Below are 15,077 nucleotides of genomic sequence, written 5' to 3' on the forward strand. Positions count from 1 at the left end.
GCATGAACCCTATAATTGATCAATTGACTGAACAACAAATTACAGAACTTATTCTCCTGCTTGACGATCATCAGATTGCGACAGCCAAACAACTGCTACAACAACAGCTTAATCTTTCTGAAGCCCAAGCAGAAACCGTTTTAATTGAGTTTGCCCACCTCAATGATCTGACTCTACCAAGCAGCTTGCCCCCATCTAGCACCAGTCATGTGAATCTCAATCAAACCGCTTTTACACATTCAACTACACAGCCTAGTTTAGCCTTAGCCAAAGAAAATCCCATCAAGAAAAAACGGATCTTGGTCGCCATTGTCATTTTAGTATTGGTGATCATCCTAGGTTTTATCTTTGGTTAAGAAATTTCAATAATATCAATGGTTGGGGGTACACGAAAACGAAATGGTACCCCTACCATGCCAGTACCCACGGTCACAAAAACATCTGCATGCGCATGCTGATACAGACCACGCTTATGGCCTAAAATAGAGACCTTTTTCATCACGTAGTCTGTAACCCACGGCAACTCCACTTGACCACCGTGGGTATGTCCTGACAGCATTAAAGGACGTATACCCAGCTCAGGCACCATCTCTACAGTATCTGGATTATGCGACAGTAGAATAAACGGTTTATCTTGCGGCAAGTCAGGCAAGTTACGCATATCCGCTTTACCAGCCCAAAGATCGCCTACTCCAATTAAACGAAACTCATCAAACTCTACAATTTTTTTCTCAATATCAATCACATTGTTATTGCTTAAGGCATCACTTAACAACTGCTGAATCGGTGGGCCTGGGTATTGCTCATCATGATTGCCCGTGACTGAATAAATGGGCGCTTGAATCTGTTGTAAAATTTTTAGTTCATCGCTGAGTTTGTTTTCGGGCTCATAGGTCCAATCACCTGCTACCACTACTAAATCTGGGTTTTGCTGATTAATTTTATCAACAATAATTTTGAGTTGACGTTCATGCCCAGAAAACAAACCAATGTGTAAGTCAGCAATTAAGGCTATGCGTACGGGACGTGCAAATGGCTTTTGCGGATTAAATTGATAATGTAAGGTTTTGACCAACACCATATGCGGTTCGATAAAACGCGCATAAATTAAAACACTGCTCAAAAGAAACACAAAAATACTTTGATGCAGCGAGAAAATATCGTAAAAGCCTGCATAGATGCTAAAGATCCACAACGGCCACAGTAAATAAGATAAATAAAAGGCCAATAAATGAATAAAGGCTTTCACCGGATGAATGGTTTCTGTGCGCGTTTGACTCAGCCATGCTTGGGCAATCCCCCAGAGCGCGAGCAAGGTAAATAGCACATAAAATACATTCAAAGCGTTCATAAACCACATCACCATAAATTTTATTTATCTTTTCACAGCTGGCAATTATACTCAAACGCTATTTTTTGCTTTGATCTTACTATGCCCACTCCTGCCCATTCTCGCTTTGGCTTTAAACACACGACGCTCAGTGTGCTACTTTGCGCGCTAATTGGCTTACCTGCATGTTCGACTTTGCCTAAAAATACCCAACAGCCAATTGAATATGCCTTTGATACCCCAACCGATCAAACCAGTTTGGCGCAGATTGTTTTACCTTTACGTGAAAAATATCCGCAGCTAACCGGCTATCATCTGTTGCCTGATCCATTGGAAGCATTGGCAGCCCGTCTACGTTTAATTGAAAAGGCCGAAAAAACCTTAGATCTGCAATATTATATTTGGGATAACGATAAAATTGGCGCCTTGGCTTTAGATGCCATTATTCGTGCTGCAGAGCGTGGCGTAAAAGTGCGTTTATTGATTGATGATAATAACTCTAAAAAGATGCAGGGCATTTATTTGGCCCTCGATCAACATGCCAATATTGAGGTGCGTTTATTTAACCCGTATCGCTTCCGTTATCTGCGCACTTTAGACATTGCCCTTGATTTAAAACGAATTAACCGCCGTATGCACAACAAAAGTTTTATTGTGGATAACCAATTGGCGTTAATTGGCGGGCGTAATATGAGTAACCAATATTATAACGTCAGCGACAACTATCAATTCTCTGATGTCGATGTGCTGTTGGTCGGTTCAGCGTCAGATGAAATCATTCATTCCTTTGATGAATACTGGAATGATGATTATGCCTATCCTGTAGTAAATTTAGTTGATCCTCAAAAATACCAATTGGATTTTTATAACTTAAAACAGCAAGTGGCAGAGCATTCGCAACTTGCGACGGTTCAAAATTATCTGGATTTGGCTGCACGCTCGGGTGCATTTGAGCAATGGCTGGAAAATGATATTCAACTCAATTGGGTCGAAGCGACCGTCGTTAAAGATCCACCCAATAAAATTAAAGCTTTGGCTGCTGAGGATGAATATTTATATGCGCAATTGGGCCAACATTTAGAACAGCCCACCAGCAGTGTCGATATTATTTCAGCCTATTTTGTCCCGCAAAAAAGCGGGGCGACTTTGCTAAAAGATTTCAGTCAAGATGGGGTCAAAGTTCGCGTACTAACCAACTCTTATCAAGCCAATGATGTGGCTTTGGTACATGCTTTTTATGCCAAATATCGTCATGATTTGCTTAAAAATAATGTTGAGTTGTATGAGTTTTTATCTGCACCTGAATTTGAAAACTTAAATAAAAATACCAACGAAATTTCCAAAAAATCAGAGGTGAGTTTAAAGGGGCTAAGCCGTTCTAGTTTGCATGCCAAACTGATGGCTTTAGATGAAAAACAGGTTTTTGTTGGCTCATTTAATTTTGATCCACGTTCAGTCAAATATAACAGTGAAATTGGCGTGATTTTAAATAGTCCAAGCTTAGCGCGTGCTGTGCATCACACCATGGATCAAAATTTATCTAAATATGCCTATAAGCTGGTTTTAGACGCCAATAATCAAATCAATTGGAAAGTCAAACATAGCAATGGCAACATTAAAACTTTCCATAAAGAACCCAAAATTAAATGGTGGCAAAAGGCTGGCTTGAAAATGATTTCTTGGTTGCCCATTGAAAATTTAATGTAAAGCCTTGTTTTGCAATTCGATTAGACCCTGCTGCATGGCTTGGCTCACCACTTGAGTCAAGCTGTCCACGCTATGTCCTGTCACTTCAATGCTTGGCAGCGCCATTAAATGCGCAGTGACTTTTGGCATTTCTAGTACACGTTTAACATGTTCAGCAAAGCTAATTTCACCCACATACGGTGCAATTTGGTCGAGCTGACCGTCTTGATTGACATAGCAAATTAAACAAATTTGTACCGGCTGACCTGCTTCAATGGCTGCACCCAGCAAACGACCATGAATTTTTTTAATTTTGCTGCCGTCAGTGGTGGTGGCTTCTGGAAAAAATAACACTGGAATATCTTGGGTTAAAAAGGTCGCGATTTGCTGACGAATTTTAATTGAGTCACCCGAACCACGTTGAATAAATAAGGTACCGCCGCCTTTGGCCAATTTACCAATCAAAGGCCATCGCTCAATTTCGGCTTTGGCCAAAAAAAATACCCGTGCTGCAGAACCTAGCACTGCAACATCTAACCAGGAAATATGATTACTCACCCAAAGAGCAGGCGTACGCGGAATATCACCATGCACCCTTACTTCAATATTAAACACACGGCATAATTGACGGCAAAAATGCTGCACGTAACGGGTATTTTGCGGATTATTCGGCTGCTTGTACAAACCATGACGATAGACCAAATAGTAACCTTCACTAATACTGGCTACACCTGAGACTAATTTTTTGCTGTATAAAAAAAATTTATCTAACACAGTTTTTGGCTTTAACGCCACAGGGCTTGTCTTCATCCAATGCTTGCTCATGCTAACCTCGCTTGGCATTCTATACCCTTCAATCATAAAAACCGAAGAACAAGATTAAAAAATCCCATTTTCATCTTGAAATTGAATTGCCTACACTGCGCTTATCGTTTGTTCAGATTGAGTACACGAATTATGCAAAAGCAGCCTATCGAATCTCGGGTGCATACCTTTAAGCCGCTGGCCTTATTCAAGCTCATTGTCGGTTTTTCTATTTTGTATTTAGGCGCTATTTTATTATTTGCTAAATGTTTGCATACGCTTTTGCTGCCTTAAGCAATTGTCCTTTTTTGCTGCTTTGCCCTAGAATAGAAGTTTATATGCTCATAAGAGAATCGAGTGGAAGAATTCGCGCCTGCGCAGAGTGAACGTATTATTTTAGTCAGTGTTGCTGTACAGATGTTGGATGATCTAGACAGTGCTGAATTTGCATTGCTGGCCAAATCTGCAGGAGCTGAAGTTGTCGAACATATTCAGGTACAGCGCCTGCGTCCGGATGCCAAATTATTTGTCGGCTCTGGTAAAGCCGAAGAAATTGCCGAACGTGTCCAAGCATTAGAAGCCGAATTGGTGATTTTTGACCATGCCTTAACCCCCGCCCAAGCACGTAACTTAGAACGTGTGGTGCAATGCCGTGTGGTTGACCGTACCGAACTTATTTTAGATATTTTCGCGCAGCGTGCGCGTACCTTTGAAGGTAAATTACAAGTTGAATTGGCGCAGCTGGCGCATCTTTCCTCACGTTTGGTGGGTGGTCGTTTAGGCTTAGATGGTCAAAAAGGCGGGATTGGTTTACGTGGTCCGGGTGAAACCCAGCTCGAAACCGATCGCCGTTTACTTAAAGTGCGTATGACCCAGCTTAAAACCAAACTGGATAAAGTCCGTCAAACCCGGATTCAAGGTCGTGCCGCACGGCAAAAGGCGGCTGTACCTACTGTGTCTTTAGTCGGTTATACCAATGCGGGGAAATCGACCTTATTTAACCGCTTAGCACATAGCGACGTGTATGCAGCCGATCAACTGTTTGCCACACTCGATCCGACTTTGCGTCGCCTTGATTGGGATGGTATTGGCACTTTAGTCTTGGCCGATACCGTAGGTTTTGTGCGTAATTTGGCGCACTCACTGGTTGAATCTTTTAAAGCCACTTTAGAAGAAACTTTAGAAGCCAACTTAATTTTGCATGTCATTGATTCAAGCAGTCACGACATGCATGAGCAAATTGAAGCGGTAGAAAAAGTGCTCAAAGAAATTGGCGTGGATACCCCCATTTTACGCGTGTATAACAAAATTGACCAAAGTGGTGAAGAGGCGAAAATTATTTATGCCAAACCACATCAACCTGAACGGGTTTATGTGTCAGCGCATAGTGCTGCGGGACTCGATTTACTCAAGCAAGCCGTGCAAGAATGCTTAATGGGTCAATTACAAAGTTTTGAGCTGGTGTTAAAACCTGCTTACGGTAAATTACGCACCCAGTTGTATAATTTAAATGTCATCCATCAAGAACATTATGATGATGAAGGTAATTTACATCTACATGTTGCCATGGCGCCAGCCAAACTGGAACAACTGATTAAGCAAGCACATTTACCAATTGATGAAATTTTAGGCGAAAAAGCCCAACAATTTCAAAGAACGTTAGAAGAGTTTGAAATCAAACCTTAAATCGGTTAAAAGATGAAACTTATCGTATAAAACTTAGGCACAAGCGACGATGCAAGGATTGAACAAGATCGACTGGCCTGCTTGGATTGGCACCATTTCCCTGATTATTATTTTCCGTGAAAGCGCAGTATGGTTATGTGGGCAATGGGGTCATCCAGAACTGGGCAATCTTAGCGGTTTATTAAGCCTACTGCTGGTTTTGGCCATTTGGCGCACAACTAAAGGCTTACCACAACGCCTTGTCGATACCAATAATAAAATCATGAAAGAAAGTGGTTTTGCTTTTTTACCGATTTGTGCAGGTTCGCTGATTGCCTTAGTGCATATGGGCGCAGAGATTCCAGTATTTTTATTGGTGTTGGTGCTCAGCACTTTAATCCCGCTTTGGGTATATGCCAAAATGGCCAAAAAGTGGCTTTAGGAGAATAACATGTTGAGTGTATTAACTGGTTTTATTCTCACCTTAGTGGCGTATTTAGTAGCTAAACCGATTAATAAACGCCTGCCGCAAGTGCCACTTTTAGTGATTGGCATGTTTCTTGTGATTGCTTTATTGCTCATTTTAGACATTCCTTATGAACGCTATAACAGCGATATGAACAGTATTTTTAGCCATTTACTCGGTTATGTTACCGTGGCTTTAGCAATTCCTTTAGCTGCAATGCGCTATGATGACTTACCTTTAAAAGCCATGTTGGGTATTTTAGTGTTTGCCAGTTTAAGTGCGGTGGCACTACCCATGGGCTTGGCGTATTTGTTGCATATGGCTGAGCCGACCATCATGGCCTTTGCCACGCGTGCAGTGACTACACCGATTGCTATTAATATTGCTGAGCTATTGCATTCACCTGTGACCTTGGTAATTTTAATTGTGATTTTATCTGGCACGATTGGCGCGGCATTTTCTTCTATTATTTTACGCAATATTAAAGATGAACGTGCTTCAGGACTGGCCTTAGGTTTGGCTGCGCATGCCATTGGCACGGCGCAAGCATGGCAACGTGGCCCTGTGGCAGGTCGTTACGCTGCGTTTGGCATGGCGGTCAATGCAGTATTTACCGCAGTTTGGCTACCCAGTTTTATTTTATTACTCAAATAAAAAAAGCCTGCATCAAGCAGGCTGTTTTATTTAGGTGCAAGGATTATCCACACTAAAGATCTGCTGATCTTCTAAGCGATAAGCAAGCAATTGATTGCCCCATACACAACCACCATCGACATTTTGAATTTTGTCGGAGATAGTTTTGCCTTGTAAAGCAGCCCAGTGTCCAAAAATGATCTGATGCGTTTGTGTCGCTTGTGACTCAAACTCAAACCACGGTTGAAAGCCCTCAGGCATTGGGTCGTCTAAACTATCTTTAAAGCTAAACTCTAAACGCCCTTCTGCATCGGTTAAACGCATACGGGTTAAATAGTTGGTAATGCAGCGTAAACGCGCATGACCTTGTAAATCTTCTGACCAAAGATCAGGAGTTTTACCATACATCTCGCTTAAGAAAGCATCTACCACGGCAAAGTCATCATGAGCAATGACCGCTTCAACTTCTTTGGCATATTGTACTGCTTGCTCGGCGGTCCAATTGCATGGAATACCCGCATGAGTAAGCACCGTATGTTCATTTGGAAATAAACATAAGGGCTGACGACGCAACCAATCAATCAAATCATCACTTTCTAAGGCATGAATCACATCATCAATATGATCTTTCGGATTGATGGCTTTAATGCCACGCGCCACAGCCAATAAATTCAGATCATGATTGCCAAGCACGGTTGCAGCTGCACCGCGCTCGACCAGTTTTTTAATAAAACGGATTGCACCGACTGAGTTTTCACCACGTGCCACTAAATCGCCTGCAAACCAAATAAAATCTTGGTCCACATCAAATTTAATTTCTTTAAGGAGTGCTTTGAGTGCTTCAAAGCAACCTTGCACATCCCCAATCACATAGTTATAACCTGCCATTTAGCCCACCATTTGATCCGACAATGCCACAAATTGTGCCAAAGTTAAGGTTTCTGGACGTGCCATAGGATCAACGCCCGCTTGTTCAAAACCATCTTCTGCCAACATGCCTTTTAAACTGTTACGCAGGGTTTTACGACGTTGGGTAAACACATGTGATACCAAACGTGCCAGCGCTTTTTCATTTTTTGCCACAATCGGTTTCGCATCGTAGGGTTCTAAACGGAATACCGCAGAAGTCACTTTTGGCGGTGGATTAAATGAACCCGGTGGCACTTCAAATAAGAAGGTCGGTTTGCAGTAATATTGAATCATCACCGACAAACGCCCATATTCTTTGGTATTTGGCGATGCCGTAATACGATCCACCACTTCTTTTTGCAACATAAAGTGCATGTCTTTAACTTTGTTACCAAATTCTAAGAGATGGAATAACAAAGGTGTCGAGATGTTATAAGGTAAGTTACCTACCACACGTAATGGACGATCTTCTTCAAATAATTCGGTAAAGTCGTATTTTAATGCATCAGTTTCAATAATGGTTAAACGCTCAGGATACGGTACACGACCCGGTAAACCTGCCGCTAAGTCACGATCCAGCTCAACCACCGTTAAAGCATCACATTCACCAATCAACGGTGAAGTTAACGCTGCAAGACCAGGGCCAATTTCCACAATATTGTCACCCGTACGCGGATTGACTGAGCGCACGATTTTGGCAATTACACGTTGGTCATGTAAAAAGTTTTGACCAAAACGCTTTCGCGTGTGATGCCCTTCATCTTTTGGGTTTAAGGCATTAATTTGATACATATAAGAATTCCAACGTGAATTAGTGACGAGCAAGATCTAAGGCTAAATCAACAGCAACATGCAAACTGGAACTTTTTGCCAGTCCCGTGCCTGCGAGGGAGAGTGCTGTGCCATGATCAACAGAAGTACGAATAAACGGTAAGCCGAGGGTAATATTAATGGCTTCACCAAAGCCTTGTGATTTTAACACAGGTAAGCCCTGATCGTGATACATCGCTAAAACTGCATCGGCATCTTTTAGGTTTTCTGGGGTAAATAAGGTATCAGCAGGCAAACTTAAACTCATATTAATACCCTCTTGACGATAGCTTTCAAGCACAGGATTAATCACTTGAATTTCTTCCATGCCTAAATAGCCATCTTCCCCTGCATGTGGGTTTAAGCCGCAGACTAAAATTTTTGGCGCATCAATTTTAAATTTTGATTTTAAATCGTGAATTAAAATATCAATCACTTGCTGCAAACGCTCTGGCGTAATGGCATCAGGCACAGCACGTAAGGGTAAATGCGTGGTCGCGAGTGCGACACGTAAAGTTTTAGTGGCAAGCATCATCACGACACGCGGCACACCTGCAAATTCTTGGTAATATTCGGTGTGTCCACTAAAAGCAATACCTGCATCGTTAATCACTGATTTTTGCACTGGTGCTGTCGCCACACCCACACTTTTACCCTGCATAGCATAGTCCGCCGAGCGGCGTAATTGTTCTAATACATAGGCTGAATTTTTTGGATTTAATTGCCCTAAAACCACCTCTTCTGCCAGCGCAACATGCTCAACATAAAGTTCACCTCGTTGTGATGACTCAGTTTGTCCTTGATATTCAATGAGTTTGACATCAAGTTTTAAGCTCTGCGCACGGCTGTTTAGCATATTAAGATCTGCCAATACCACAATCGGTCGCTCATCCACACGATTGGCTAAACTTAAACAAATATCAGGACCAATCCCCGCAGCTTCACCACTGGTGACATATAAAGGCAGCATGTTTATTCTCGCGACTTAGTTTGGCTTTATTATATCGAGATTTTCTAGTTAGCATTTTGTTCAATTGTTTAAAATTGCTGAAAAAAACCGCAGCATTTATTGTTTAATATTTGCACTCCTTCAAGTTTCGCTATAGAATATGCCGCTTGAAATTTTAATTTTCATTGTGGTTCCGTACAGATTGGTATAGAATCGCGTCTCCTTTAGTTTGGACAGATTCCATAGTCCAAACCAACTATAATAGGTAGTGGTTTAATGAAAACTCTCAGCGCTAAGCCAGCTGAAGTTCAACACGACTGGTACGTTGTTGATGCTTCTGGCAAAACTTTAGGTCGCCTTGCGACTGAAATCGCTCGTCGTTTACGCGGTAAGCATAAAACTTCTTATACTCCTCACGTTGACACTGGCGATTATATCGTTGTAATCAATGCTGAAGAAATCCAAGTGACTGGTAAAAAAGCACTTGACAAGAAATACTATCGCCATACTGGTTTCCCTGGTGGTATCCGCGAAACTAACTTTGAAAAGTTAATCGCGCACAAACCTGAAGCAGTTTTAGAAAAAGCTGTTAAAGGTATGTTACCAAAAGGTCCTCTTGGTTACGCAATGATCAAAAAAATGAAAGTGTACGCTGGTACTGAGCATCCACACGCTGCTCAACAGCCACAAGTTTTGGACATCTAAGGGATACAGCACATGGCTACTAACTATGGTACAGGTCGCCGTAAGACCGCAACTGCACGTGTTTTCCTATCAGCTGGTACTGGTAAACTCGTAATTAACAACCGTTCTTTAGAACAATACTTCGGTCGTGAGACTGCTCGTATGGTTGTTAACCAACCGCTTGAGCTTTTAGAAGCGACAACTAAGTATGACCTTTACATCACTGTTTCAGGTGGTGGTATTGGTGGTCAAGCAGGCGCGATCCGTCACGGTATTACTCGTGCACTAATCGCTTCTGACGAAACTTTAAAACCTGCTCTTCGTCAAGCTGGTTTCGTTACTCGTGATGCTCGTGAAGTTGAACGTAAGAAACTTGGTTTACGTAAAGCACGTAAACGTCCTCAATTCTCTAAACGTTAATTCGTTTACCGAATCGGACAAAAAAGCCTTGGGATTCCCAAGGCTTTTTTTATGTTTATTGATAAGCATTACTGCACCAAAATTCTCGTAATAAATAATAATTGACTAAACCAATCATCAACATGCTTAAAATAAAAATGATATTGAGCATTTTGCTTCTCCTTGGGTATTTTTTGTTGTGCTTTGCCTGAGTCACGTGCTTTTTGGCACAGGTTTTAGTATCCTAATTTCTTCAATTTTAGCTTAGTAGTTTATGTCCTTGGAAAACCCAGCCATACAGGGAATTACCTTATACAGCCATAGTGATGATTTCCGCTGCCATTGGATTCGTTATGTTTTGGCTGAAAAACAAATTAAATATCATTTAATTATGGTCGATGATAGCGATGAAGATGTTGCCACCTTAAATCCTTATAATCGCTTGCCCATGCTAATTGAAAATGAGCTGAAATTATTTAATACCACGATTATTGCCGAATATCTAGATGATCGTTATCGTCAAAATAAACTTTATGCCGATGCTCCCGGGCCACGTGCTGAGCAACGTCAATACGTATGGCGCTTTGAAAATGATTGGTTACGCTTAGCTGACATCATGCTGTGTCATCCGGATACCTTAGATGCCAAAGCCAAACTAACTGCTCAAAAAAAGTTAAGTGATATGCTGATTTCATTGACGCCCTTATTCCAGCATTTTCCTTATTTTATGTCGGAAAGCTTGAGCATCTTAGATTGTATGCTAGCACCCATTTTTCTGCGCCTAAAAGCCATGGGGATTGAACTGCCAAAGCAGCATTGCCGCCCGATTCACTTATATTGCCAACGTATATTTAGCCGACCTGCATTTATTCAATCCCTCACTTTGCAGGAAAAAAATCGCTATCGTGAATTCTTAACCTAACTGATTGAGTCTATTATGTCTGATGTAGAACTAAACGTGACACCAACTCGTCCTTATCTAACTCGCGCTATTTACGAGTGGATTTGTGACAACAACTTAACACCTTACTTATTGGTTGATGCCACCGCTGCCCATACCCTAGTCCCAACTGAATATGTGCAAGATGGACAAATTGTTTTAAATATTGTGCCTCATGCGGTACATGCGTTACATATGAGTAACGATGCAATTACCTTCTCTGCACGTTTTGGCGGTGTATCTCGTGATATTTATGTACCATTTGCAGCCTTACTTGGCATCTACGCACGCGAAAATGGTCAAGGTTTATTCTTTGACCCAAGTGAATATGCCGATATTCAAACTCCAGCAGTTCAAGTAGAATCAGAAACAAAAGAGCAACAACAACCCAAGAAAAAACCAAGCCTACGTATCTTGGATTAAATAAGGAGAATCTAATGGCTTTTGATTTAGTACAATATTTTGCTGAGCAGATTAGTATTCAAAAGCCTCAGCTTCTACAGCAATATGACCCAACCACGAAAGAAAACTTATTACATGACTTAAATGTTTTAAGCTTAGGTAAGTTAATTACACTGTGGCGAGAAGATCACAACAAACTCTATCAAGAGATCCAATCACAAGAACAACTCTATATTCAAGAAGTTGCACGACGCCTTACCACCTCTGTACACAATCAATCCCCTCTACCTAAAGACCAATTAGAACCCGTATTAACCGATATTGTCAGTTTACAGCTACAAGAGTTAAAACAACTCGAAGATACCGCGCGCTTTGGAGTTGATGGCTTTCGCGAACTGTTTCGCGGACAGATTGAACATTTGTCAGGCCAAGCCGATGATTGGGTTTGGTTAACAAATAGACTAACAGAACTACAAGGTTCTAAACCAATGGTGCAAGAACAGCTATCATTGCAAACTACACTAAAGGAGTTTAATCAAATGGTTAGCCAAAACGATCATCACGACCACCACCCTGTTGCCGAAGTTGCTATGCCTGCTGTACCTGCATGGTCTAAAGTTTTGGAACCGATTGTTGCCATTGCGATTTTATGGATTTTGTATGGTGCAGTAACACAGGTGTTCGCTTAAACACTAAAGCCCGCAGTTGCGGTTTTTTTTGTAAGCTTAGACGCACAGAGTTTGCAGTTTTAAGTCACTATGCACGCTATATAAATTTATTTACGATCAATGTATCAGGAGACAGGAAGTTTCCCAAACCTAAAACAACAATAATAAGTTTGTGCACCAGGAATGTGAGGTACGACAGGAGTTATACCTAAATCATACCCTAATACAAAAAGCCCCATCAGGATGATGGGGCTTTTAATTATAATTTACTGAGATAGTTTACGATCTCACTATGACCTGCCATCTTAGCCAATTCTAAGGCCGTATAGGGTGCCTTATAATTTGTATCTGCACCTTGATTCACCAAAAATTGTACCACCGCTAAATGGCCATTTTCAGCTGCTGCATGTAAGGCACTATACCCTTCAGCATCTGTCGTGTTGACATCTACATCATGCTGCACTGCCTGCTGAACTTCACTGAGCTCACCTAAAGATGCCCAATACACCAATTCAGGTAAATGTAACTCTTGATCATCTTCAGGGATAGGTGTAAAAGCATTTAATTTCATGCATACCTCAATCTTAGATTTGGTTTAGCTCACAATAGCATAGTCACGCTGCTGTTTGGCTTGATAAAGACGTAAATCAGCACAGCGAATCAAACTATCGGCATCTTGATAATCTTGTTGGCATTGCATGAAGGCACCCCCAATACTGATACTGACATGCTGCTTATCATCTAAACGATGTTGATGTGGGATATTTAACTGACGTACTGCAACTAAACACTGTTCAACAAATTGTTGTGCGTAAAAAAAGGACATATTAGGCACGATGATCGCAAACTCCTCACCACCATAACGGGCTAAAAATCCTCCTTCCGGTAGTTGTTGAGCAATTGCTTGAACCAGTTTTTTGAGTACTTCATCACCTTTAAGATGCCCATAAGCATCATTGTAGTTTTTAAAGAAATCCACATCTAACATAAAAAAGCCAATGGGATAATGGCTGTTTTTTTGACCAGAAAAATAATCCTGCAACATTTCATTTAAAGCATAGCGGTTATAAGCACCGGTTAAACTATCCAGCTTTAATTGGAATTTTAATTGTTCATTCAATTGTATGACTGTATGCGTCCGCTCTGCCACTTGTTGATCTAAGGTACGATTCAGAAGTACCAACTCTTGGTTATAAGCAATCGCCTGTTCGCTCTGTAAAGCATAATCGCGACTCAACTGTAAAGTCACGACAATAAAATAAATACATGAGGTATAAAATGCGATTTCAACCGAATCTATTAATTTTAATCCTAGTAAATAGTCATGAATAAAAGTTAAACAGACCACACTAATCGCTAACGCATTAGATTTTGAGAACTTATTTTTAGATTTAAAGGAATAATAAACGCCATAAAGCATATTAATAAAAAGTAAAATTGAGGCTATAAAAGTTTTGAAAAAGAAATCTTGAAAAACCAATGGGGATTGAGTCAAAACCACCAAGAAATTGGCAAAGATAATAAAACTTAGAAAAACATAAATCGCTTTATGCAATAAATGAGGTAAAGCTAAACGAATATAGGTGAGGAAAAAGAAACTAATTAATCCTGTCAATATATATTCAATCCGCGTCCCCCAAAGCCAATTAATTGAAGTAAATAAAGTATAGCTAAAAGGTACCGCGAAGAAACTACGCAAACTAAAGCACAAAATAAATAAAGATAAATATAGTAAAGCGATAATATTTTTTTGATGACGTAAACGACATACTGCAAAGAGCGCCATAAACAGTGAAATCATCACCAACATACCACTTACCCAAGTCGCCGGAATAATATGTTGATAAAAATGGCGTCGCACTGGCTCTTCATAGCCAAGCACGATCGAGTTTTCAAGACCTCCGCGAATATGATGATAGCTAGAAAAATCTAAGCGTAAGGTCACAACAGCTTGATCTACAGAGAATATAAGTAGTCTTGGCGCCATTTCTGTAACATGATGCTGTGCATCACCTACTGTGCCGACTTTTAGCATTAAACGATCATCAATATAAAGTTCATATGCGCCATATTGATAAAGTAAAAATAAAGCAATAGGCTGCCCAACTGCAGCTTGGGGCAAACGAAAAGTCTGTGTAAAGCTGCCATGATGACTAGTTTGACCCACGAGTTTTTGAAAAGAATTAGGTAAGTGAATCTTTATATTAGGAGCATTTTTAGAGTTCTTTAAAAAATGATGCGGGAAATAATGCCAAGTCCCATCGAGAGATGTGTTTTCTTTATGATCAAATTCAAGTTGACGCACATCTGCTATACATACAGCACTGTAAGCTAAGACCATTACACTTAGTAAGAGCTGCATAATAGAGACATACATATAGAGCAAGCCTAATCTATTGAAAAATTATAAGATACTTAATGAGCACTTTTAATATTGATATAAAAAATCCCCCCGATCAATGATCGGGGGGATTTTTAGAATAATGAGCTGGCGATGACTTACTCTCACATGGGTAACCCCACACTACCATCAGCGCTAAGAGGTTTCACTTCTGAGTTCGGGAAGGGATCAGGTGGTTCACTCTTGCTATTGTCGCCAGCACAACTTGGATGCTTACTCATCAGGTCTTACAAATGCCTAACTTTCGTCAAATGAGTTATTAACAGGATATATCTGAGTCGTCTATTTTGTTCGTTAGCGTTAACTAAATCAAGTTGTTTGTAGTGATTTT

The 15,077-nt window shown here is 40.7% G+C and carries 17 protein-coding genes and 1 rRNA gene; 10 read left to right on the top strand and 8 right to left on the bottom strand.

The genetic code is table 11. The annotated features are described in order from the left end of the window. Positions 1-2: 2 nt before the first annotated feature. Complete coding sequence (locus AC5YCI_RS08530; protein WP_496129234.1) at positions 3-356, top strand: hypothetical protein; 354 nt, start codon at positions 3-5, stop codon at positions 354-356. Here AC5YCI_RS08530 and AC5YCI_RS08535 read toward each other — a convergent pair. Beyond that, complete coding sequence (locus AC5YCI_RS08535) at positions 353-1,360, bottom strand: metallophosphoesterase (protein WP_496129233.1); 1,008 nt, start codon at positions 1,358-1,360, stop codon at positions 353-355. The genes AC5YCI_RS08530 and AC5YCI_RS08535 overlap by 4 nt on opposite strands. A 72-nt stretch (positions 1,361-1,432) precedes the next feature. Between AC5YCI_RS08535 and AC5YCI_RS08540 the strand changes: the two genes are divergently transcribed. Beyond that, entirely contained in the window at positions 1,433-3,037 is a 1,605-nt protein-coding gene (locus AC5YCI_RS08540; RefSeq protein ID WP_496129232.1) for a phospholipase D family protein, read from the top strand. On the opposite strand, the gene AC5YCI_RS08545 is transcribed toward AC5YCI_RS08540, so the two are convergent. After that, on the bottom strand, positions 3,029-3,826 hold the full coding sequence (locus tag AC5YCI_RS08545; RefSeq protein ID WP_496129231.1) for a lysophospholipid acyltransferase family protein: 798 nt from the start codon (positions 3,824-3,826) through the stop codon (positions 3,029-3,031). The two genes, AC5YCI_RS08540 and AC5YCI_RS08545, sit on opposite strands and share 9 nt — an antisense overlap. 351 nt (positions 3,827-4,177) lie before the next feature. Here AC5YCI_RS08545 and hflX point away from each other — a divergent pair, with 351 nt between their 5' ends. The 3 genes from hflX to AC5YCI_RS08560 are packed head-to-tail and all read left to right on the top strand — an operon-like array spanning position 4,178 to position 6,605. Further along, positions 4,178-5,506: a ribosome rescue GTPase HflX gene (gene hflX, locus AC5YCI_RS08550; RefSeq protein WP_496129229.1), complete on the top strand. Its 1,329-nt coding sequence runs from the start codon at positions 4,178-4,180 to the stop codon at positions 5,504-5,506. Positions 5,507-5,555: 49 nt separating this feature from the next. Next, positions 5,556-5,927, top strand: a complete 372-nt coding sequence (locus AC5YCI_RS08555) for a hypothetical protein (RefSeq protein ID WP_496129228.1) — start codon at positions 5,556-5,558, stop codon at positions 5,925-5,927. Between the two features lie 9 nt (positions 5,928-5,936). Beyond that, the gene (locus tag AC5YCI_RS08560) at positions 5,937-6,605 is read left to right on the top strand and encodes an LrgB family protein (RefSeq protein ID WP_496129227.1); all 669 of its coding nucleotides are present in this window, start codon (positions 5,937-5,939) and stop codon (positions 6,603-6,605) included. A 30-nt stretch (positions 6,606-6,635) separates the two neighbouring features. Here AC5YCI_RS08560 and AC5YCI_RS08565 read toward each other — a convergent pair whose 3' ends face one another. The 3 genes from AC5YCI_RS08565 to pdxA are packed head-to-tail and all read right to left on the bottom strand — an operon-like array spanning position 6,636 to position 9,273. Then, positions 6,636-7,472 (bottom strand): symmetrical bis(5'-nucleosyl)-tetraphosphatase, encoded by an 837-nt coding sequence (locus tag AC5YCI_RS08565; protein WP_496129226.1) that lies wholly within the window; start codon positions 7,470-7,472, stop codon positions 6,636-6,638. Next, positions 7,473-8,285, bottom strand: a complete 813-nt coding sequence (gene rsmA, locus AC5YCI_RS08570; protein WP_496129225.1) for a 16S rRNA (adenine(1518)-N(6)/adenine(1519)-N(6))-dimethyltransferase RsmA — start codon at positions 8,283-8,285, stop codon at positions 7,473-7,475. It lies immediately after the preceding gene. Between the two features lie 19 nt (positions 8,286-8,304). Next, on the bottom strand, positions 8,305-9,273 hold the full coding sequence (gene pdxA, locus AC5YCI_RS08575) for a 4-hydroxythreonine-4-phosphate dehydrogenase PdxA (RefSeq protein WP_496129224.1): 969 nt from the start codon (positions 9,271-9,273) through the stop codon (positions 8,305-8,307). A gap of 255 nt (positions 9,274-9,528) precedes the next feature. Here pdxA and rplM point away from each other — a divergent pair, with 255 nt between their 5' ends. The 5 genes from rplM to AC5YCI_RS08600 all read left to right on the top strand — a co-directional run bounded on the left by rplM (position 9,529) and on the right by AC5YCI_RS08600 (position 12,366). Next, positions 9,529-9,957 (top strand): 50S ribosomal protein L13, encoded by a 429-nt coding sequence (gene rplM / locus AC5YCI_RS08580; RefSeq protein ID WP_004695096.1) that lies wholly within the window; start codon positions 9,529-9,531, stop codon positions 9,955-9,957. Positions 9,958-9,969: 12 nt separating this feature from the next. After that, positions 9,970-10,356: a 30S ribosomal protein S9 gene (rpsI, locus tag AC5YCI_RS08585; protein WP_067763381.1), complete on the top strand. Its 387-nt coding sequence runs from the start codon at positions 9,970-9,972 to the stop codon at positions 10,354-10,356. Positions 10,357-10,609: 253 nt separating this feature from the next. Continuing rightward, positions 10,610-11,257 carry a glutathione S-transferase N-terminal domain-containing protein gene (locus AC5YCI_RS08590; RefSeq protein WP_496129223.1) on the top strand — a complete coding sequence of 216 codons (648 nt, stop codon included), beginning with the start codon at positions 10,610-10,612 and terminating at the stop codon, positions 11,255-11,257. A 15-nt stretch (positions 11,258-11,272) separates the two neighbouring features. Then, positions 11,273-11,698 carry a ClpXP protease specificity-enhancing factor gene (locus AC5YCI_RS08595; RefSeq protein ID WP_496129222.1) on the top strand — a complete coding sequence of 142 codons (426 nt, stop codon included), beginning with the start codon at positions 11,273-11,275 and terminating at the stop codon, positions 11,696-11,698. A 14-nt stretch (positions 11,699-11,712) separates the two neighbouring features. Beyond that, positions 11,713-12,366: a hypothetical protein gene (locus AC5YCI_RS08600; RefSeq protein ID WP_496129221.1), complete on the top strand. Its 654-nt coding sequence runs from the start codon at positions 11,713-11,715 to the stop codon at positions 12,364-12,366. A gap of 238 nt (positions 12,367-12,604) precedes the next feature. Here the strand turns inward: AC5YCI_RS08600 and AC5YCI_RS08605 are convergent, their stop codons facing one another. From AC5YCI_RS08605 to rrf, 3 genes are all read right to left on the bottom strand, one after another. Beyond that, on the bottom strand, positions 12,605-12,916 hold the full coding sequence (locus tag AC5YCI_RS08605; protein ID WP_496129220.1) for an ankyrin repeat domain-containing protein: 312 nt from the start codon (positions 12,914-12,916) through the stop codon (positions 12,605-12,607). A gap of 24 nt (positions 12,917-12,940) precedes the next feature. Then, positions 12,941-14,707: a GGDEF domain-containing protein gene (locus AC5YCI_RS08610; RefSeq protein ID WP_496129219.1), complete on the bottom strand. Its 1,767-nt coding sequence runs from the start codon at positions 14,705-14,707 to the stop codon at positions 12,941-12,943. Between the two features lie 124 nt (positions 14,708-14,831). Beyond that, positions 14,832-14,946: ribosomal RNA gene (gene rrf, locus AC5YCI_RS08615) — 5S ribosomal RNA — on the bottom strand. Positions 14,947-15,077 lie beyond the last annotated feature (131 nt).

This window comes from Acinetobacter sp. CY17 (assembly GCF_059515825.1).